Below are 20,124 nucleotides of genomic sequence, written 5' to 3'. Positions count from 1 at the left end.
ACTCATCATCCTTCAGCCTGCCTCTGCGCATTTATCCACAAGAAAGTAAGCGCGGCTGTTGTCGTGCACATCGTCGCGAGCCAGCAATTGCTCCGGTGTTAACCAGCGGTAAGCACTGTGCTGTGCTTCAGGCAGCTGCAGCGCATCAGCATCCACACGCAGACGGAACCCCAGCACCACGTAGTGCGTGGAGAAATCCGTCCCGGAGAAGTTGTCGTCATAGAAATGCTGCCACACACCGTAAAACTCACCCTCTTGCAGGGTGAATGCCTGACCTAACTCGGCTTCGGTTAAGCGTAAAAAAGCCTGCTCCAGCGTTTCATCTTTGCGTACCCGGCCACCCGGCACGAACCAAAAGTTCTGCGCCGGGCGCTGAGTGCGTTGCCCCAACAGGAACTCACCGTCCTGATTTTCAACAATCAAGTCGATGGAGATAAGTGGGGTAGAACGGACGACCGTTGCGAAGTCCTCAGCACTCAGGAACATGTTTACCCCCGGAACCGCTGCTGGTTTTCGAGGAACCACTGGTAAGTACTGGCAAGGCCAGGTTCCAGGGTGATTTCTGGATACCAGCCCAGACGACGCAGGCGTGTCACGTCCAACAGTTTGCGTGGCGTACCATCAGGTTTGGAGGCATCAAACACCACGCGTCCACGATAGCCCGTCACTTTCGCGAGGGTTTGCGCCAGTTCGCGAATGGTGCAGTCAACGCCAGTACCCACGTTGATGTGCGAAAGCATTGGCTGGGTGTTTTCCTGCCACACTTCACTTGCCAGTTCCATCACGTGAATACTGGCGGCTGCCATATCATCAACGTGCAAGAATTCACGCATTGGCGTACCGCTGCCCCACACCACGACATCAGGTGAGTTCTGCTGGGTCGCTTCGTGGAAGCGCCTAAGTAACGCAGGGATCACGTGCGAATGACTTGGGTGGAAGTTATCGTTCGGGCCATACAAATTGGTTGGCATCACCGAACGATAATCGCGGCCATACTGGCGGTTGTACGACTCGCACAGTTTGATACCTGCAATTTTGGCAATCGCGTAGGGCTCGTTAGTCTCTTCAAGCGTGCCTTGCAGCAGCTCGCTTTCAGCCATCGGTTGCTTCGCCATCTTCGGATAAATGCACGATGACCCGAGGAACAACAACTTATTCACGTTGTGCGCATGCGCACTGTGAATAATGTTGGCCTCAATCATCATGTTTTCAAAGATGAAGTCAGCTGGGTAGGTATTGTTCGCCACAATACCGCCCACTTTTGCCGCGGCCAGGTAAACCTGGTCGATACGCTGCTCAGCAAAGAAAGCGTTAACGGCCGCGCCATCCAACAGATTCAGCTCATCACGCCCACGCAGCACCAGTTCAACGTCAGCACGTTGTTCAAGTTGGCGAACAATGGCAGAGCCGACCATCCCACGATGGCCAGCAACAAAGATACGATGTTTATTCATGCTTAAGACTCCAGCGCGATGGCAACCTCGTAACCGTGTGATTTGAGCAACGAGTGTTTTTTCGCCGCTTCCAGATCTTTAGCGACCATTTCACTGACCATTTCTTTGAGCGTGATTTCTGGTTTCCAGCCCAGTTTTTCATGCGCTTTGGTTGGGTCACCCAGCAGGGTTTCCACTTCAGCAGGACGGAAGTAACGCGGGTCGACAGAAACAATCACATCGCCTGGTTTAACGCCCGGTGCATCGTGACCGGTTACGGAGACCACAATCCCCTTCTCGTCCACACCGGTACCTTCAAAACGCAGTTTGATACCCAGTTGCGCGGCGGCCATTTCCACGAACTGACGCACGGAATACTGCACACCGGTAGCAATCACGAAATCATCTGGCGTTTCTTGTTGCAGCATCATCCACTGCATTTTCACGTAGTCTTTGGCATGGCCCCAGTCACGCAGGGAATCCATGTTCCCCAGATGCAGGCATTTTTCCAGGCCCTGAGCGATGTTGGCGATAGCACGCGTGATTTTGCGAGTCACGAAAGTTTCACCACGACGTGGGGATTCGTGGTTGAACAAAATCCCGTTACACGCATACATGCCGTAGGATTCGCGGTAGTTCACGGTAATCCAGTAAGCATAAAGTTTGGCGACCGCGTACGGGGAGCGCGGGTAGAAAGGTGTGGTTTCTTTCTGTGGGGTTTCTTGCACCAGGCCGTAAAGCTCAGAGGTGGACGCCTGGTAGAAACGGGTTTTCTTCTCTAATCCTAAGAAGCGAATCGCTTCCAGCAGACGTAAAGTCCCCATCGCATCAACATCTGCGGTGTATTCCGGGGACTCAAAAGAAACCGCAACGTGGCTCATTGCGCCCAGGTTATACACTTCATCCGGCTGCACTTCGGAAAGAATACGGGTCAGGTTTGAGCTGTCCGTCAGATCACCGTAGTGCAGATGGAATTTTGGATTGCTGTCATGTGGATCCTGATAAATATGATCGACACGTTCGGTATTGAATGAAGAAGCACGACGCTTGATGCCATGAACTTCGTAACCTTTTTCCAGCAGCAGTTCCGCCAGATAAGAGCCGTCTTGTCCGGTAACACCCGTGATGAGAGCTACTTTAGTCATAATAATTCCTATGATTGATGATTAAGTTAGGCGTTTTTCTTTTTTAAGAAAAACCTCACGCTCGGGAGCGTATTTTTATTGCTGGGTTACCCCGGCAAACGGCATTTGCCGGTAATGATTTATAAATACTGCTGCGGGCACCCACTACGGTGCCATTTCCAATAGTGACGCCAGGCGAAACAAATACATCTGTTGCCAACCAGCATTTTTCGCCGATGACAATCGGTGTGGCGGTAATATCAAAATGCTTGCTCATATAATCGTGGCTGCCGGTACATAAATAACACTTTTGTGACACCACAGAATTTGCACCAATGGTAATGTCGCCCAGCGTATATAACACTGCGTCATCACCCACCCAGGCATAATCACCCAGTGTTAATTTCCATGGATAGGTAATTTTGACTGAAGGACGAATCACCACACCTTTACCAATTCGCGCACCGAATAAACGTAATAAAAATGCACGCCAGCGATATAATACTTGCGGTGACCAGGCAAATAAGGTTGCCTGAACAGCCCACCACAGTTGGACTTTAATAGGATTCCCACCCCGGAAACCTTTCGGTACCGAGAAGCCATTTAATTCCTGCATATTATCCTCTTGAGGATTTTGTCGGAGGCGCTTGCGCTAATCCGACCTACGGGTTAGCAGTTGTAGGGTGGATAAACGCAAGCGACATCCACCTTATGCTTTGTTATACATAGCCTTTGCTTTTCCGGTGGTACGCAAACGAAGCTTGAATGATAATTCCGCGACAAAACCTGGCACGCCTAATATCTTGCGCTGGACATTTTTTGCATCACGGCACAATTCAATATTGTTTGAAGTGGAAACACCACCCATAGAAAATTCAGAGACTAAGCCCTTGATGCGTTTAAAGGCGTAGCCATTTTTGTACATTTTCGCGGCCAGTGCATAATCTGATGAGACTTTATATTGCAGATCATAAGGGTATTTACGTAACCCAGAAACCGGGAAAAATATCGCCTGATGGCTGGCGGGTAAACTGTGGTAAATATACCAACCCTGCTTTGCCCGGCGCTCTTTTTTTGTCCCATCACCAAAGTCTAATAACGCATCGCCAATCACCATCGCCCTATCGGCTGAGGGCATGGCGGCGAGTTGATGAACAACTTGTACGATATCCGGATGGAAGATATCACCTGAGTTGAGGAACAAGGCATAACGACCCTGAGACATCTCAATGCCTCTGTTCATGGCATCATAAATGCCGTTATCTTTCTCACTGACGAAGCGTAAGTTGTACTGACCACTGAGGTTTTCCAGAAATTCCGCCGTACCGTCATTTGAGCCGCCATCAACCACAATCCACTCAAATGTGATGCCTGATGCCTTCGCTAAGTGAGCCAGCGACTGCCAGGTTTTCTCAACTCCGGCGAGATTTTTATAAGCAACGGTGATGACACTTAGTAACATAATGGACCTCAGGTGTTCGTAATATTGAGTGCCTTACGCAGAATAAATGGACACACAATTAAGAACGCATATTCAGGGCTAAAAATCGAACCGGTAAAAAACAGTGACATGGGCATAAACAGCCATAATTGCACCCGGAAGTTTTCATTATTACCAAACGCCGTGCGCATCATTTTAACCACTTTCGACATATACCAGACTGTCAGTATTACTGCGAACCAGGAAAAATAAATAATCAGCAGATACAAACCATTGTCTACTGTTTTACCGACATCCGCACCGTTAAAGATTCCGAATGATGCGACATATTCATATAAAGATCCGAAACGGACTACCCCATCGATATTGGTCAATGAATATCCGACCATCGCTAACGGGCCAATAATACGGTAATACGACGATGAGCCTTCGGTTCCCAAATCCCCCAAGCGTGTGGCGATATACGGAAACGCGAATATTAACCCCACTAAAAAAACGGACAGGGAAATAATTGCCAGTGGTAACTTCTTCTTTATGGCATTTTTATTAAGGTATTGAAATGCCCACTCAAGAAGATAAAACAGGATAAAAGTCATTACCCCTGAAAATGATCCTGAAAGAACTATCCCTAACAGAATCATACCATCAACTTTTGGTGTTTTGATACCGAACTGTTTGATGCTGAGCCAAATTGAGATTAATGCCAGAGCGAAAAATGCCGGTTCGAAATACAGCGCCGTGGTTCGCTTGCCACCGAAACTAATAAAATTCAGAACATAGCTATTGCTGTATATAAGAAACTTCGAAATTTTCTCAATCAGGCTACTGCCACCCGTAAGAATAATCTGTGCCATTTCTGCTGCGGCCAACATCACAATAAGACCCACCACACCATAAAACACCCTAAGAATTTTACGGTGATTATGTTGTGAAATGGTTTTGAAGCGGCAGCTCCAGGTCATCGCCAGAATCAGTACGATATAAACAAACAATAATGTCGAGGTGACATATTTGCTGGCATCCAGAGATTGGCCAAAGATGTAGTTAAATGCCGTCAGTCCCGTGCCAATACCCAACGCAATCATCAATTTTTTGATGCTGATGCGTTCAATGTACAAAAAGAGGATTGCAGGCAAGAAGGTGACTATCGTAATGGGGAAGCTTTCTCCCAGTGAGGCCAACTTGACGTTGACCACCAGATAGATGAACGGTAACAGCAGATAACTACAGATTTTGATAGAACGAGACATACTCCTCCAGCATCTGTTGTCCACTGAAAGCCTGGCGACTGGCGCTTTTGAACACCTGCAACGCTTTGCCAAACACGTGCTGCGCCAACTGCTCTTTTGGCATTTTCACCAATTCAAGCACCCGCTCATCGCTGAAGGTTTTACCGCCCACTTTACGCAGCACTTCATCTGCTGCTTCACTTTGGGTGGCAATCACCGGCACGCCAATCGACAATGCTTCGCATAAAATCAGCGGGTAGTTATCCACCTGCGAGCTAAACACCAACGAGTCCATTTCGTTGAGTTGGCTCATCAACGCTTTTTTATCTGTCATATAACCGTGGTTGATGACGTTCGGTCCGTTAAACGGTGAGAACTTACCGAAGGTGTGCAATTCGATTTCATCACCCAGTGCCATTATCGCCTGCACCAGTTGCTGATTGGTCTTGCCGTCATAGCGCAAGTCATGCGCCACCACCGCCACTTTTGGCTTTTCGCCTGCCGCTTGGGTGAGAGGCAGTTCCGCGAGGATTGCCTCGGTTGCGACATCAATTCCGTTGTTAATGATTTTGCAGCGCCCTGCCCCGTAGATTCGGTTAAAGGCATCGGCCACATGCTGGCTTGGAGAAATAAACTGGCAGCCCAACGCCAGCATTTCACGGAACAGCTGGCGCTTGGTATCCACCAGAAGATGAGCGCGATCTCGTTTCACTGGTGGATAGTTATTCAACGTCGGGCATTTTTGGCAGCCGGTTTTCCAGCCATCACAGCCATCGAGAAACGCACAACGCCCGGTAATGCTCCAGTGATCGTGCAACGTCCAGACAAACGTGACATCCGGCTTATGCGCTTTGACGCGCTGGCAAAATGTCACCATCTCTTCGAGATTCAACCAATAGCTGTGAACAACGTGGAAATGCAAAACTACCGGGCCTGTGGCACGCGTCACGTTGTGATACAGGTTGTTCAGGTTGCCAAACGGGTCGCGGTTAAAAAAGCGAAATAACACGATGTTGGCAATAGAAGTCAGACGCGGCGTGTGTTTTTCAACCCCAGCAAATTTATCGTGGCTGGCGCTTTTCTTACCGCCTTTGCCGTACCCGTAGATAAAACGCGAACTCAAGCCCGCCGCACGGGCGCGTTGGTGGAGATCCAGCGCCACCCCCGCAGCTCCTCCTTCGGCGAGGCGTACGTTAAATTGCATGATATTCATTTTATAACCTTTATCTGCGCTTTCTGGCCGACGACTAACGCGCCATCCGGCACGCTATCGAGCACCACGCTACCCGCGCCGACGATGACGTTATTACCCAAGGTGATGCCACCAATAATCACCACATGGGCACCGAGTTCGACGCCGTTGCCGATAACCGGACAGGCGAGGTTTTTGCCGCGATTGCCGATGGTGACACCGTGACGAATAGTGAAATCATCGCCGGCGACCACGAATTTATTAATCACTACGGCGTAACCGTGGTGAATGGTGAAACGCCGACCGATGGTGGCGCCCGCCTGGATTTCATAGCCAAACAGGCACTCGGTGATAAAGCGATACAACAGGATGACCGGAGCTGCCCACAGATTGTTGATGACGTTTTTTTTGCGCCACACCGAGCAAAAATGTGCGATGCGATAAGCCAGCACCATGCAGCAAGGTCGTAAGCTCCAGGAGTTTGCGCGGAGATCTTCAAGCACCGTTATTTCCCCCGTAATCCATCGGCCAGGCGTTTGGTGTTTCGTACACTCAAAAGCGCTAACAAGGTGCGCAAAGACATACGCTTATTACGAATCTGATAGAGCGTAAACAGCTGATATTTCTTGCTGGCTCGGTCGAATTTGTCTTTGTGCTTTTGATAGAAGTGGAAGTAGCCGGCAAACTTTTTAGGCGATTTGGTTATCTGCATTTCGCCGTGATTGATATGCAAAATTTGCGTCGCTTCTTCCACTTTCCACGGTTGGCCGTATTCCACCACCATGCGCAAGAAAATGTCGTAATCCTGAGCGGCTGCAAGTGTGGTATCAAACAGGCAGGCTTTGAAACGCTCGGCGTAGGTAAACACCTGATTACCAATAATATTGCGCTTATAAAATAGCTTTAAAGAAAACGGTGATTTTGGGTACAACGGTAAACTGGCCGGTTGCGAGTAAACCTGACCTTCACAAACGTAGTCATTGGCATACAAAAAGGCGTGAGTCACCAACTGGTGTTGGTGTTGCAGAAATACCGACAGGCGGTTGGGTGTCCATTCATCATCATCATCAATCCCCGTAATCAGCTCGCCCAAAGCCTGACTGATGGCTTGATTACGTACCGAACATGCACCGGAGTTAAACTCATTGCGGATGTATCGCACCCGCGTATCACCGAGTTGCTCAACAAAACGCTGCAATTGCTCATACGAAGAAGAACAGTCATCAACGATTAACATTTCCCAATGTTCATAATCCTGGCGCAGCACCGAGTTTATGGCGCGGATCGCCAACTGCTGACGGTTCCATGTCGGCATATAGATGGAAATAAGTGGGCGCGATGTAGTGTTATTCATGACACTCCCTAAAGTCTTGCCCGTCATACTTCACGCTGCAGGTGCGTTGGCAGCACCCGCAACTCGAATGATTTAGGGCTGGATAATCATTGGATAATTAAGGGCGCAGAAGCAAAGCCTCACAGCCAATGAATGTCTGATTACTTGGCATCAGATTTATATTCGTAGTAACCGTAATCCTCATATCCCGCCGCACGGCGGAAGATAGAGTTGAGGATCACACCACGCACGTTGATGCCGTTCTGTTCAAAGCGGTTAAGGCTGGTTTCGACTTCTTTCAGCGTATTGACTGCGTAGCGTGCCACCATCAGGGTCGTACCCGCATGACGACCCACCACCGCGGCGTCAGTGACTGCGAGAATTGGCGGAGTATCAATCAACACCAGGTCATAATTTTTACTGGCCCAGGCCACCAGTTCTGCAAAGCGCTCGCTCATCAGCAGTTCTGAAGGATTGGATGGCACGATTCCACGCGGAACGAGGTCAAAATTAGGTACTGAGGTTTTTTGTGCGCAGCGGCTAATGTCGGCAAGGCCAGATAACACCTCCGCCAGACCATTAGTGTTAGTGGTGCCCAGAAGTTCGTGGGTATAGCCTTTGCGCATATCGCAGTCGATAAGCAACACGCGTTTGTTGGTCTGGCTGATAACCGCCGCAAGGTTTGCGCAAACAAATGTTTTACCGATGGACGGGCTAACGCCGGTTAACATCAGGACATTATTTGACGCCTGCATCATGGCGAAGTGCAGGCTGGTACGCAGGCTACGAATCGCTTCGATGGCCAGATCCGTCGGGTTGCCGACGGCCAGCAGTTGGCTTTGTTTGTTACGTCGCGCACCTTTAACATTGCGCACCTTGGCGTTATCGTGGGATTTCTGCCACTCAGAAAGTGGGATGCTGGCATAAACCCCAATTCCTGCCTCTTCCAGTGACGCCGGGCTTTCGATACCACGATTGAACAGTGAACGTAACAGCACAACGACAATCGACAACATCAGACCCAGAATAATGCTACCGAGGATAATCAGCGCACGTTGTGGTTTCACCACTCCCGGTTGAGCAATAGCCGCATCGACAATCCGCACATCGCCCACCGTACTGGCTTCAGTGATTTTCAGCTCTTGCTGTTTGTTCAGCAGTTGCATGTAAACCTGCTGGCCGGATTCCACATCTCGCGTTAACCGCACGATTTCCTGTTGGGTCTTCGGCATTGCCGTCACGCGCCCATTCAGGCGGGCTTTTTCTTCTTCCAGGGTTTGGCGTTTTTCCAAAAGCGTGCGGTATGCCGGGTGAACTTTGGTGTACAACTTAGAGATTTCAGCCTCTTTGAAGGTCAACTCATTGAGCTGCGCATCAATATTGACCATGGTGTCGAGGACTGATTTTGCTTCAAGCGATAGGTCAACCGAATCCTGCTCCTGGCGATAGGAGTTGAGTTTGTTTTCTGCCTCATCAAGACGGGTGCGGACTTCTGGCAATTGTTCCGCAAGGAATTTTAGGCTTTTCGCCGCTTCTTCCGACTTGCGTTGGATGTTCTGCTCAAGATAGTTACGAGTAATGCTATCCAGAATCACACGGATTTTGTCTTTATCTTCGCCGGTATAAGACAGGCTCAATACGCCAGTATCTTTGCCATTCTCAGCCACCGTCAGGTTACCCTGAAGCTGGTTTATCATGCCAAGGGTGGAGTATTTGGTCACCGTAAAGGTGTCCCCGGGTTGCGCTTTGATTGCACTCACCGTCAGGGTGATGCCCGCTTTATTCAGTATTTGGCCGACCTGGCCTTTGGCGCTAAATCCGTTATCGCTGGTCAACACATACTGCGTTGGGCTCAGCACTTCTACCGTAAAGGCATTTTTGGCCTGACCGGCAGGAAGGTTAAAGCTGTCGACGACGACGGTGTCATTTTGCCGCCCTTGCAGACGATCCCAGCCCGCACCCAGCAGCCAGAAACGGTTTTTCTCAACCGCTATGTCGAGGTTGAGATCGTCAACGGTCTTCCCCAACACCAGGCGCGACTGGATCAACTGTATTTCTGCGGCAGAGGCTGGCGGCTTGTTAGAGAGTGCCGAGCTAATATTATTGACCAGTGAATTACCGGTATTTTGCTCGATTTGCACCAGAGCATCGGCTTTATAGATTGGTGTGGCAAACAGTGCATAGACGGTCGCTAACACGGCAAAAATTGCCGTGATCCCCAAAACCCACCAACGGGCTTCGAGAACCGTGCCAAACAATCGGCCAATATCAATTTCATCATTGCCCTCAGTCGGGGCGCTCGAACGGCGTGATATTTCTGTCATTGTTAACCCTGATGAGCGTTGAGTGCGTTAGCCCATTTTTGGGCGCTGAGATCCAGAAGACCGTAAACCGCTTCAAAAGCGTCGTGGCTTTTGCGATACGGATCGGGGATTTCCCGTTCCGCATCCCAGTGACCAAACAGCATCACTTTGCCACGCATCTCTGGAGCCATTTCGCAAATTGCGGAAATATGGCGCTTTTCCATGGCGAGGATCAGGTCATATTCGCGGCACATTTTGCCGGAAATCTGTTTTGCACAATGCCCCTCCAGGGAGAGGTTATGCTGTTGCGCTACGCGAATGGCGCCGACATCAGCCCCTTTTCCTACCAGCGCCCCGAGCCCCGCAGACGTCACGGTAAGCTCCGGGTGATAGCTTTTCAGTAACCGCTCAGCGGTTGGGGAACGGCAAATGTTTCCCACACAGACAACCAAAATTTTATTGAACATAGCGCCTTACCAGGTATGGATATCTTTGACGGTATCCGTCATGTAACGAACGCCACTGATTGTTGGCAGCAATTGGTTAATCAGACGATTCCAACGCGTGACCGGTGCAGTGGTGACATACACCACGTCATAAGGTTGCAACTGGAATTCGGTGCCCATCACCAGCGACGTCGCATCGGACATATCAAGCTGATAAATGTTGGCAATTTTGCCACCCTGCTTCTCTTTGATTGGACGAATGACGAAGATGCCGCTGGCGTTCGAAGTGGTCATATCCAGACCTTCGGCCTGGCCGAGCGCTTCGGTCAGTGTCATGCCACTGAAGTCCATTTTCAGGGTGGCTTGCTTCTTCACTTCACCCATCACGAACACTTTGAGATCGTCATTACGCGGCACAAATAAAATGTCGCCGGGATAAAGCAGATGGTTCTGGCTCAGGTCGCCGTTTTGCATCAGCGCTTGCAGGGAAATACGTTTTTCCTTGCCGTCGTGCGTCAACACGACGTTGCGCCAGTCGGCGGCATCAGTCAGGCCGCCTGCGGCGTTGATAGCATCGAGAATAGTGAGTGGCACATTGGTAATTGCCTGCTGGCCGGACTTATTCACCTGGCCTGAGACATAGGCTTTTTGGGAGCGGAAACCAGCGATATTAACGTCCACCTGCGGGTCTGCGATGTACGTCGCAAGACGGCTAGTAATATCACTGCGGATTTCAGACAATGTTTTACCCGTGACTTTAATTTTACCGACATACGGATAGAACATCGTGCCGTCGGGCTGTACCCAGTTACCGGCATCACTTGAGCTACGGTACTGACCAGCAGGCGTTGTCAGTTCAGGGTGATCCCACACAGTGACATTCAGAACATCACCGGGCCCCACGCGATATTGGTAAGTAGAAATTTCCTGGTCGAGTGACATATTTGGCTGCGCGACTGCCGGGTGAACACGTAATTGTTCGACAAGGCGCGGTGTTAACGGATACACGTTAACCATGCGGTCCAGATTGAAATCTGAATCCTGCTGCTTGATGACATCTTTCCCCATCGTAGACATATTGCTACCGGGGAGCAGTGTGCAACCGCTCATAAGGGTTACCGACACCAATAAAGGCATCAATTTAAGTTTGTATTTTATCATTGAGTATTTATCACTATGGCAGAGTAATTATCCTGAACGAATAAAATAAGTGACTCGTTAGGTTTTTGAATGAGGTATGAATTGAACCCTATTTGCCTTTTGGAATGCCCCCAAAATAACTGGCATCAATCCTAAAAAATTCTTATTTCCCGATATCCTATTGACAGAATAATTGAGGCTTATTCTCTGGCCTTCGAGCATGCTACCGCCCCTGGCTTACAGTCACCAACCTACTGAAAAAAGACAATTTATAAGGTGACGTGATGTTATGGATTAAATCCAAAGAATTATCTCAGGAGTAAAACCCAACGGCGCCAGGTTAAATATCACGTCTTCAGCGAATTTTAAAAAATACATCTAATATCAGACACCGATACGGATTGTTGCAGTTAACCCTATATCAGGCAAGGCACCACCGAAGAATACCGAGACTTTTAAGATTAGTATTAACAGCACAATTACACAGTTTTAGGAATTTCTTTATATTGACAGAAAATGAATTAGTGATACATCACAAAAGAATATACAGATATATCTCATGGGAATTTCCCACTAAGAAAAAGCCATGATCCGTTATTCGTGAAAATAATGAATTATTTACCTTATTAATTTAATGGGAATGAGCGCGATAGTTGCCGACCTTTTGGCTCTCTACGATTTATTTCCCCTGATGTTGCAATTCTGCCCCTGCTTAACCATCATTTAAATGTGACATTTGTCATCTTAAAAAGGTTTTGAACGATTTATGGAATGGATTGCCGACCCCTCCATTTGGGCAGGTCTCATCACGCTGGTGGTTATTGAGCTAGTCCTGGGTATTGATAACCTGGTGTTTATCGCCATCCTTGCCGAAAAATTGCCACCGGCGCAACGCGACCGAGCTCGCGTCACTGGGCTTATCCTCGCCATGTTAATGCGCTTATTGCTCCTGGCCTCGATATCCTGGCTTGTCACCCTGACTCGCCCGCTGTTTTACGTTGGCTTATTCGCCTTTAGCGCCAGAGATCTGATCATGCTTTTCGGTGGCTTGTTCCTGATATTCAAGGCCACCGTCGAGCTTAATGAGCGCCTCGAGGGTAAGGACAGCGAAACACAAACCCAACGGCGCGGTGCAAGGTTTTGGCCCGTCGTGACGCAAATAGTGATTCTGGATGCGGTGTTTTCCCTGGATTCGGTGATTACCGCAGTCGGGATGGTTGACCATCTGGCCGTGATGATGGCGGCGGTGATTATCGCAATTTGCTTGATGCTGCTGGCAAGCAAATCACTGACACGTTTTGTGAACAACCATCCGACCATTGTGATTTTGTGTCTTAGCTTCCTGTTGATGATTGGTTTTAGCCTGGTGGCTGACGGCTTTGGCTACCATATTCCGAAAGGTTATTTGTACGCCGCCATTGGTTTCTCAGTGATCATTGAAAGCCTGAACCAACTCGCTATTTTCAATCGCCGGCGCTTTTTGTCAGCGGATCAATCGTTGCGCCAGCGCACTGCCGAGGCGGTGCTGCGTTTGTTGAATGGCAAAAAGGAAGAAGCAGAGCTGGATGCGCAGACGGCATCACTGATTGCCGATCACGCACAACAAGATGAAATTTTTGAACCGCAAGAGCGGCTGATGATTGAACGTGTGCTGAATCTGAACCAGCGCACGGTCAGTAGCATCATGACCTCACGCCATGACGTCGAGCACATCAACATTCACGATCCTGAAGCTGAGATCCGGGCATTACTGGATAAAAACCAACATACCCGTGTCGTGATAACCGGCAGTGGTGACGAAATTTTGGGTGTGGTGCACATCATTGATTTACTCCAGCAAACGCTAAAGGGTGCGCCGTTTAATCTCGAGGTGCTGATTCGCCAGCCATTGGTCTTCCCGGAGACACTGCCGTTGCTCGCAGCACTGGAGCAATTCCGCAATGCCAGAACACACTTTGCCTTTGTCGTGGATGAATTTGGTTCAGTCGAGGGGGTGGTGACGTTAAGTGACGTCATGGAAACCATTGCCGGTAATTTACCGAATGAAGTCGAAGAGATAGACGCACGCCATGACATCCAGAAAAACCCGGATGGAAGCTGGACAGCAAACGGCCATATGCCGCTCGAAGATTTAGTCCAGTACGTGCCACTGCCGCTGGAAGACAAACGTAACTATCACACTATTGCTGGGTTATTAATGGAGTCGCTACAGCATATTCCGGTGACAGGAGAAACCGTTGAGGTGGGGAATTACCTGCTACGCACGCTGCAAGTGGAAAGTCATCGAGTGCAGAAAGTGCAGATTGTGCCACTGGAAGTGAATGATGAAATGGATTACGAGATGTGATCTTAGGGTGGATTTGCGATAGTGACACCCACCCTAAGACCCAATGATTATCAACACTAAAGCTTATCGAGCAACTCTTTCACGTCTTTCGACTTGCTGCTGTCTTTATGCTTGTCTAACCAATCATTCATGCGACGTTTCACTTCGCCTTGTAACTGTTTGCGCAGCACTTGGTCGACTTGTAACGAGTAATTCAGCTTCTGCCACGGGCCATAGACGCGCAGCGGAATAGGTGTGGTTTTCAACACATCAGTCAGCTTACTTTCCCCTTCCCAACCGCCCAACACGGTGACATTAAATTGGGTATCACAAAGCTGTTTAACCAAATCCAACGAACCTTGCCCAGTCAATTCCAGTACGGAAGATTGACCTTCCATGTTATTGAGCAGCAGTTCGCCGTTGTCGAGCGTTGCCTGCGCCGAGAAGCTATCGAGCATCGTCGCGTTGTCGAAATTATCTTTGACCTTCACATCGCTATTGCTGCGAGTGACCGCTTGCTGAATCAACTGCTGGAAGTTCAACCCCTTCATCGCGCTATGCGTCATGGTAATGCTCGCATCCCCTTCCCAACTGCGGCGGAATGCCTGGGCATTGAGTTTATCACCGTGAAACTCACCTTCCATCGACAGCAAACCCGTCAGGGCAATGGGATAGTCGAAGGCGGTAAGAATCTGCCCGATCTCGACGTTATCTACTTTGGGAATAAAGGTTAATTGCGATTGATTATTGCGAACATCAAGCTCCCCAGGGAGCGACATACTGCCGTGACCTAAATGCCCCGTCAGCTCAGAAACTGTCAGCAGGCCGTACTGATTTGTCACCGCCGATTGCACATCGGTGAAGTCAAGCCCGCGCCAGCGCACACTTGAAGCAGCAATGTTAATCTGGGCGCTGAAGCCGCGCAGATTCTGGTAACTGCTATCGTCACTTCCTGCTGCGATAACCGGTCGTGGCAACGTCGGTTGCTGTTGTGCCTGCTGTTCAGCTTGGGTACTGGTCACCGCATTCGCAACAATCAGACCATCGAAATTCAATTTATTGGCACGGAGGTCGAACATCCACTGAGGTTTCTCATCCAGCACCACATTTGCGTTGCCTTGCAAATCGCTGTCGTTCGCCGTCAGATTGAGCTGATTGAGTTCGAGTCGACGCTCAGGTTCCAGCCAACGAGCCGTCACGGTCCCAGTACCAGAAATCCCCTTAACCGGAAGATCAGCCCCTTGAACCTGGTAATTGAGCTTCGAGATAGTGGCACTCAGCTGTTGCGGGTAATCAGCGGCATTCAGATCAGCCACCAGCGTCAAATTTAGGTCACGCTGATCGCGATTGATACGGCTGCTCAGTTCGATATGCGCCTGTTTTTTATCATCCTGCTCCATGTGCAGGTTGATATTACGTACGGTAATTTGTTCGTCGTCGTCATGCTGGAACACCAGAACACTGTCGACCACTTTCAATTTGGCGATATCGAAGGACCAACCGCGTACTTCGTCAGCTTCAGGGATACTGCCTGATGGCCCAACTGGGGCATCTTTCGGACGACGCTCTTCACTCTGCGGTGTGAGTTGAATCACCGCCCCTTTGAGCATCACCTGATTAACTTGTAATTGGTGGGAAATCAGCGGCATTAACGCCACATCGAGGCGCATGTTATCAGCGCTAAGTAGAGGCTGGCTGGCCCCGGGTGCGGTGAGCGACATACGGCCAGACAAAATACTGAGTTGCGGCCAGACGTGCCAACGCAGCGGCCCTTCTATATTCAGCTGGTAGCCACTGCGGGATTCAACCTGACGCACCATATATGCACGAAAATCATTGGGATTGACCAACAGCACCAACGCAGAGAGGCCAGCTGTAAGTACCACCAGCAAGATCATCAGCGTGGTTAAAAATCGTTTCATACAGCCCTCATACAGATGGGAACTCAGTCCTTATCAATACGGCTTGCAACCGCACCTTGCTGATCGCGATATTTCGCATCCTGGCGGCTGTTGTAAGGACGTGCGGCTGGGCCAGAAAGTGGCTCGAAGCTCAGTGCACCAATCATCATGCCAGGGCGTAACGCCAGAGGTAGTTTACCGGAATTATAGAACTCAAGTACGATGCAGCCATGCCAGCCTGGGTCGATACGATGTGCAGTAACGTGAACCATCAAGCCTAAACGTGCCAAAGATGAACGCCCATCTAACCAACCGACTAAATTCGCAGGCAGTGTCACGGACTCAAGTGTTACCGCCAGCGCCAATTCGCCCGGATGCAGATAAAAAGCATCGCCTTCGTTGAGGACAATTTCGTCGCTCATCACGCGTTCCAGCGCAGCGGTCACTTCGTCTTTTGGACCGCTTAAATCAATAAACGGTGCAGTATGTCCACTGAAAGTACGGAACTTGTTCCCCAAACGGACATCAACGGTAGCACCGCTAATGCGTTCAACTGGCGGACGAGGGGTAATCGTTAAGCGCCCGTCATCAAGCCAGGCTTCTATATCGCGGTCACACAAGCGCATCGTTGATGCTCCTTATCAAGCTCAGTTTTATTGAGATCATTCAAAGAACTGACTGATCTTCGCCTTCAGGATATCAATGGCGATACGGTTTTTACCCCCACGCGGCACGATAATATCGGCATACTGCTTGGAAGGTTCGATGAATTGTAAAAACATAGGACGAACGGTTTTCTGATACTGAGCCATTACGGAGTCCATTGAACGGCCACGTTCGTTAACATCGCGTTTCATACGGCGCATCAGGCAAATATCCAGCGGCGTATCAACAAAAATGGAGAAGTTCATCTCTTCGCGCAGACGAGCATCCGTCAGCAACAAAATCCCTTCCAGAATGATAACTTTCTTCGGCATTAAATGAACGGTGTTACCGGTACGAGTATGTTCCACATAACTATAAACAGGCAGTTCAATGGGGTTACCGGCTTTTAGCGTTTGAAGATGCTGGAACAGCAAATTGTGGTCCATCGCGTTGGGATGGTCGTAATTGGTCTTAACTCGTTCATCCATCGAAAGATGGCTTTGGTCTTTGTAGTAACTGTCTTCTGGAATGACACCAATGTGTTCATCACCAACCTGATCGCGCAGTTCGCGATACAGTGTGCTGGCTATAAGACTTTTTCCTGAAGCCGACGCACCGGCTATCCCGATGATGACGCATTGATGGGACTTGTCAGTCATGTTGTAACGAGCCTTGTTGACTTAAATGTTGAGGAAGGGCGACGCTACATGCGTCAAACGCGGCAATTATAGGGAGATCCGCCCGCTGATACCAGAGTAATGCGCTCTGGTGATGATTTTAGCTACCAGACAGATAAGCTGAAGGAGAAGAGCAATTTCCCTATTTGAAACATGCCTATAATCATGAGAGGAAAATAAGTCTGTTAAATATCACTTTTTACCGCATCTTGATGTTAAATTATGACCGGCCTGCATATGAAATGTAAATTGTTTGTACTAGCATAAGCCGAAACTTAACTTTTTATTTGCATCCGGGCCTGTCACCTGGCGGCGCGCCTTAACGGATTTGTGGTAATGACCAAACAAAGCACAAAAGAGTTATTAGAGATGCCTTCCTTCGTACTGCCAGTGGGGTTGGGGATTTTAAGCTTTATATTTACCTGGTACTCTATTGAATTATCACTGGCAAATACTGTTCTTGCGCCGCTTTGGTTCCCGACGTCTATCATGATGGTGGCGTTGTTGCGCAATCCAGTGCGCAAGTGGCCGATGGTGATCGCGGTTTGTGCATTAGGTCGTTTGTCCGCTTCCGCTTATTTATTGTCGATAGATGATATTGGTCTCATCTATACGGGAGTCAATATTATTGAGGCGTTGCTCGGTGCATCATTAATGCGCCGCATGTTGCCACAGCAAAACCCACTGAAAAATCTGGGCAATTGGGTCAAGTTAGTCCTTTGTAGCGCCCTCATTCCGCCGATTATTGGCGGTCTACTCGTGACATTGCTGACGGGCCCTGATGATGGAAGCTTCTTCAAAACTTTTTTCGTCTGGATGCTCTCCGAAACAATCGGGGCACTGGCGTTAGTGCCGATCGCATTATTGTTTAAACCTGAACATTTATTACGTCATAAAAATCCTAAATTATTGCTGGAAACTCTATTCACCTTTGTCATTACTTTGGCGCTTAGTTACTTAACGCTGCGTTATATGCCGTGGCCATTTACCTTCATTATTGTGTTTCTGATGTGGAGTGCTATTCGCCTGCCACGTCTGGAAGCTTTTGTTATTTTCCTCGGTACCGTGATGGTTGTCTCATTAATGATGGCAACTAACGGCCAGATAGTCATGGAACCTCACGCAGCGGTCATGAATAATGCGCCGTGGCTGCCCTTCCTGATGATTTTATTGCCTGCCAACGTGATGACCATGGTGATGTATGCGTTCCGCGAAGAACGGAAACACATTACTGAAAGCGAGACGCGTTTTCGTAACGCGATGGAGTACTCCGCCATCGGTATGGCACTGGTGTCGACTGAGGGGCAGTGGCTACAAGTCAATAAATCGCTTAGCAATTTCCTTGGCTATACGGGCGAACAACTCTGTTCACTGACGTTCCAACAAATCACCCATCCGGAAGATTTACACGCCGATTTACAGCAACTCAATATGTTGTTGAGCGGTAGTATCAACACCTATTCGATGGAAAAACGCTACTACACCAGCAAAGGTAGTGTGGTGTGGGCATTACTGGCAGTTTCTGTTGTGCGTGATATTGATGGCTCACCACTCTATTTGATTGCGCAAATCGAGGATATTAATGACCTCAAACAAACCGAATGGATGAATAAACGCCTGATGGAGCGCATCACCCTCGCCAATGAAGCCGGTGGTATTGGGATTTGGGAGTGGGATCTGGGCACAGAGATGATCAGTTGGGATAAACGGATGTTCGATCTCTACGAAGTCCCAGCGCATTTGAAACCGACCTACGCTTTGTGGCTGGCTTGTATTGTTGCAGATGACGCCCCCGCCGCTCAAAAAACGGTAAATGACGCTTTACGAACCCGTAGCCCCTTCAAGTTGGAGTTCCGTATTCATGTCAAAGAAGGCATCCGTCATATTCGATCACTAGCCAATCGCGTGCTGAATAAAAATGGGGATGTTGAGCGTCTGCTTGGCGTTTGCATGGACATGACGGAAGTCAAACAACTGAACGAAGCGCTGTACCAGGAAAAAGAACGTCTACACATCACGCTGGATTCGATTGGTGAAGCCGTAATATGTACCGACGTCGATATGAATATCACCTTTATGAACCCCATTGCCGAGAAGCTCAGCGGGTGGCCGCAACAGCAGAGTATTGGCCAAAATATTCTGACAATTCTGCACATCACCTTCGGTAATACGGGGCCGGTGATAGAAAACATTCATAGCGGCGATTATTCCCGTACCACTATCGAACACGATGTCGTTCTGCATTGCCGCAATGGCGGTAGCTACGACATTCATTACAGCATTACCCCGTTGACGACCCTTGATGGGCAAAGCATCGGCTCGGTATTGGTTATTCAGGACGTGACTGAATCTCGCAAGATGCTCAAACAATTGAGCTACAGCGCCTCGCACGATGGGCTGACCCACCTGGCAAACCGCGCCAGTTTCGAAAATCATCTCAAACAATTGCTGCATAGTGCTGGAGAATATCGTCAGCGGCACGCACTGGTGTTCATCGATCTTGACCGTTTTAAAGCGGTGAACGACACCGCAGGCCACGCCGCGGGGGATGCCTTACTGCGAGAACTGTCGTCTTTGATGCTCAGCATGTTACGCACAGGCGATTTCCTTGCTCGTTTAGGTGGCGATGAATTTGGTCTGCTGCTCCCGGATTGTTCAGCAGAAAATGCACGCCATATTTCTACTCGTATGATCCAAAGCATTAATGACTACCACTTTACGTGGAACGGGCGTTCACACGGTATTGGCGCGAGTGCGGGCATTACACAAATTGATGCTGAAAACCGCATTGCATCTGAAGTGCTGTCTCAGGCTGACATTGCCTGCTACGCCTCGAAGAACAGCGGGCGTGGTCAGGTTACTGTGTTTGAATCGTCTCGGCATGCCATCCGCAAAGAAAACCAAAATCTGCCACTGGACGAGCAAAAACGCATC

The 20,124-nt window shown here is 49.2% G+C and carries 17 protein-coding genes; 2 read left to right on the top strand and 15 right to left on the bottom strand.

Features of this window, described 5'->3' with window-relative positions:
* Positions 1 to 12 precede the first annotated feature (12 nt).
* The 12 genes from VJY99_RS09300 to VJY99_RS09245 form a co-directional block, all read right to left on the bottom strand.
* Entirely contained in the window at positions 13 to 486 is a 474-nt protein-coding gene (locus tag VJY99_RS09300) for a GDP-mannose mannosyl hydrolase (RefSeq protein WP_324117767.1), read from the bottom strand.
* A gap of 2 nt (positions 487 to 488) precedes the next feature.
* Entirely contained in the window at positions 489 to 1,454 is a 966-nt protein-coding gene (fcl, locus tag VJY99_RS09295; protein ID WP_324117766.1) for a GDP-L-fucose synthase, read from the bottom strand.
* 2 nt (positions 1,455 to 1,456) lie between these two features.
* A complete protein-coding gene (gene gmd / locus VJY99_RS09290) occupies positions 1,457 to 2,578 on the bottom strand; it encodes a GDP-mannose 4,6-dehydratase (RefSeq protein ID WP_324117765.1) in 1,122 nt (373 codons plus the stop codon).
* Between the two features lie 55 nt (positions 2,579 to 2,633).
* Positions 2,634 to 3,173 (bottom strand): colanic acid biosynthesis acetyltransferase WcaF, encoded by a 540-nt coding sequence (wcaF, locus tag VJY99_RS09285; RefSeq protein ID WP_324117764.1) that lies wholly within the window; start codon positions 3,171 to 3,173, stop codon positions 2,634 to 2,636.
* Positions 3,174 to 3,266: 93 nt separating this feature from the next.
* Positions 3,267 to 4,019, bottom strand: a complete 753-nt coding sequence (gene wcaE, locus VJY99_RS09280; RefSeq protein WP_324117763.1) for a colanic acid biosynthesis glycosyltransferase WcaE — start codon at positions 4,017 to 4,019, stop codon at positions 3,267 to 3,269.
* A gap of 8 nt (positions 4,020 to 4,027) precedes the next feature.
* The gene (gene wcaD, locus VJY99_RS09275) at positions 4,028 to 5,248 is read right to left on the bottom strand and encodes a colanic acid polymerase WcaD (protein ID WP_324117762.1); all 1,221 of its coding nucleotides are present in this window, start codon (positions 5,246 to 5,248) and stop codon (positions 4,028 to 4,030) included.
* Positions 5,223 to 6,440 carry a glycosyltransferase gene (locus VJY99_RS09270; RefSeq protein ID WP_324117761.1) on the bottom strand — a complete coding sequence of 406 codons (1,218 nt, stop codon included), beginning with the start codon at positions 6,438 to 6,440 and terminating at the stop codon, positions 5,223 to 5,225. The genes wcaD and VJY99_RS09270 overlap by 26 nt, the downstream gene beginning before the upstream one ends.
* Positions 6,437 to 6,922 carry a colanic acid biosynthesis acetyltransferase WcaB gene (gene wcaB, locus VJY99_RS09265; RefSeq protein WP_324117760.1) on the bottom strand — a complete coding sequence of 162 codons (486 nt, stop codon included), beginning with the start codon at positions 6,920 to 6,922 and terminating at the stop codon, positions 6,437 to 6,439. The genes VJY99_RS09270 and wcaB overlap by 4 nt, the downstream gene beginning before the upstream one ends.
* Before the next feature lie 2 nt (positions 6,923 to 6,924).
* Entirely contained in the window at positions 6,925 to 7,773 is an 849-nt protein-coding gene (wcaA, locus tag VJY99_RS09260) for a colanic acid biosynthesis glycosyltransferase WcaA (RefSeq protein WP_324117759.1), read from the bottom strand.
* Between the two features lie 140 nt (positions 7,774 to 7,913).
* Complete coding sequence (wzc, locus tag VJY99_RS09255) at positions 7,914 to 10,076, bottom strand: tyrosine-protein kinase Wzc (RefSeq protein WP_324117758.1); 2,163 nt, start codon at positions 10,074 to 10,076, stop codon at positions 7,914 to 7,916.
* 2 nt (positions 10,077 to 10,078) lie between these two features.
* Complete coding sequence (gene wzb / locus VJY99_RS09250; RefSeq protein WP_324117757.1) at positions 10,079 to 10,522, bottom strand: low molecular weight protein-tyrosine-phosphatase Wzb; 444 nt, start codon at positions 10,520 to 10,522, stop codon at positions 10,079 to 10,081.
* A gap of 6 nt (positions 10,523 to 10,528) precedes the next feature.
* Positions 10,529 to 11,662, bottom strand: coding sequence for a polysaccharide export protein (locus tag VJY99_RS09245; protein WP_324117756.1), 1,134 nt, complete (start codon positions 11,660 to 11,662; stop codon positions 10,529 to 10,531).
* A gap of 745 nt (positions 11,663 to 12,407) precedes the next feature.
* Here VJY99_RS09245 and VJY99_RS09240 point away from each other — a divergent pair.
* Complete coding sequence (locus VJY99_RS09240; protein WP_324117755.1) at positions 12,408 to 13,988, top strand: TerC family protein; 1,581 nt, start codon at positions 12,408 to 12,410, stop codon at positions 13,986 to 13,988.
* Between the two features lie 56 nt (positions 13,989 to 14,044).
* Here the strand turns inward: VJY99_RS09240 and asmA are convergent, their stop codons facing one another.
* The 3 genes from asmA to udk are packed head-to-tail and all read right to left on the bottom strand — an operon-like array spanning position 14,045 to position 17,172.
* Positions 14,045 to 15,889 (bottom strand): outer membrane assembly protein AsmA, encoded by a 1,845-nt coding sequence (gene asmA, locus VJY99_RS09235; protein ID WP_324117754.1) that lies wholly within the window; start codon positions 15,887 to 15,889, stop codon positions 14,045 to 14,047.
* Between the two features lie 23 nt (positions 15,890 to 15,912).
* Positions 15,913 to 16,494 (bottom strand): dCTP deaminase, encoded by a 582-nt coding sequence (dcd, locus tag VJY99_RS09230; protein WP_324117753.1) that lies wholly within the window; start codon positions 16,492 to 16,494, stop codon positions 15,913 to 15,915.
* A 36-nt stretch (positions 16,495 to 16,530) separates the two neighbouring features.
* A complete protein-coding gene (gene udk, locus VJY99_RS09225) occupies positions 16,531 to 17,172 on the bottom strand; it encodes a uridine kinase (RefSeq protein WP_324117752.1) in 642 nt (213 codons plus the stop codon).
* A gap of 354 nt (positions 17,173 to 17,526) precedes the next feature.
* Here udk and VJY99_RS09220 point away from each other — a divergent pair.
* A partial coding sequence (locus tag VJY99_RS09220) for a diguanylate cyclase (protein ID WP_324117751.1) occupies positions 17,527 to 20,124 on the top strand: 2,598 nt, incomplete at its 3' end.

Origin of the sequence: Buttiauxella sp., assembly GCF_035271705.1 — a bacterium.
In the GTDB taxonomy this organism is placed as follows: Bacteria; Pseudomonadota; Gammaproteobacteria; order Enterobacterales; family Enterobacteriaceae; genus Buttiauxella.
This window is presented reverse-complemented; position numbering and strand designations above follow the sequence as displayed.

Bases quoted from the DNA above. Each gene is read 5' to 3' on its own strand.
- udk (WP_324117752.1), bottom strand. From the start codon at position 17,172: ATGACTGACAAGTCCCATCAATGCGTCATCATCGGGATAGCCGGTGCG.
- VJY99_RS09300 (WP_324117767.1), bottom strand. From the start codon at position 486: ATGTTCCTGAGTGCTGAGGACTTCGCAACGGTCGTCCGTTCTACCCCA.
- gmd (WP_324117765.1), bottom strand. From the start codon at position 2,578: ATGACTAAAGTAGCTCTCATCACGGGTGTTACCGGACAAGACGGCTCT.
- wcaF (WP_324117764.1), bottom strand. From the start codon at position 3,173: ATGCAGGAATTAAATGGCTTCTCGGTACCGAAAGGTTTCCGGGGTGGG.
- VJY99_RS09270 (WP_324117761.1), bottom strand. From the start codon at position 6,440: ATGAATATCATGCAATTTAACGTACGCCTCGCCGAAGGAGGAGCTGCG.
- dcd (WP_324117753.1), bottom strand. From the start codon at position 16,494: ATGCGCTTGTGTGACCGCGATATAGAAGCCTGGCTTGATGACGGGCGC.
- asmA (WP_324117754.1), bottom strand. From the start codon at position 15,889: ATGAAACGATTTTTAACCACGCTGATGATCTTGCTGGTGGTACTTACA.
- VJY99_RS09245 (WP_324117756.1), bottom strand. From the start codon at position 11,662: ATGATAAAATACAAACTTAAATTGATGCCTTTATTGGTGTCGGTAACC.
- fcl (WP_324117766.1), bottom strand. From the start codon at position 1,454: ATGAATAAACATCGTATCTTTGTTGCTGGCCATCGTGGGATGGTCGGC.
- wzb (WP_324117757.1), bottom strand. From the start codon at position 10,522: ATGTTCAATAAAATTTTGGTTGTCTGTGTGGGAAACATTTGCCGTTCC.
- wcaE (WP_324117763.1), bottom strand. From the start codon at position 4,019: ATGTTACTAAGTGTCATCACCGTTGCTTATAAAAATCTCGCCGGAGTT.
- wcaD (WP_324117762.1), bottom strand. From the start codon at position 5,248: ATGTCTCGTTCTATCAAAATCTGTAGTTATCTGCTGTTACCGTTCATC.
- VJY99_RS09240 (WP_324117755.1), top strand. From the start codon at position 12,408: ATGGAATGGATTGCCGACCCCTCCATTTGGGCAGGTCTCATCACGCTG.
- wzc (WP_324117758.1), bottom strand. From the start codon at position 10,076: ATGACAGAAATATCACGCCGTTCGAGCGCCCCGACTGAGGGCAATGAT.
- wcaA (WP_324117759.1), bottom strand. From the start codon at position 7,773: ATGAATAACACTACATCGCGCCCACTTATTTCCATCTATATGCCGACA.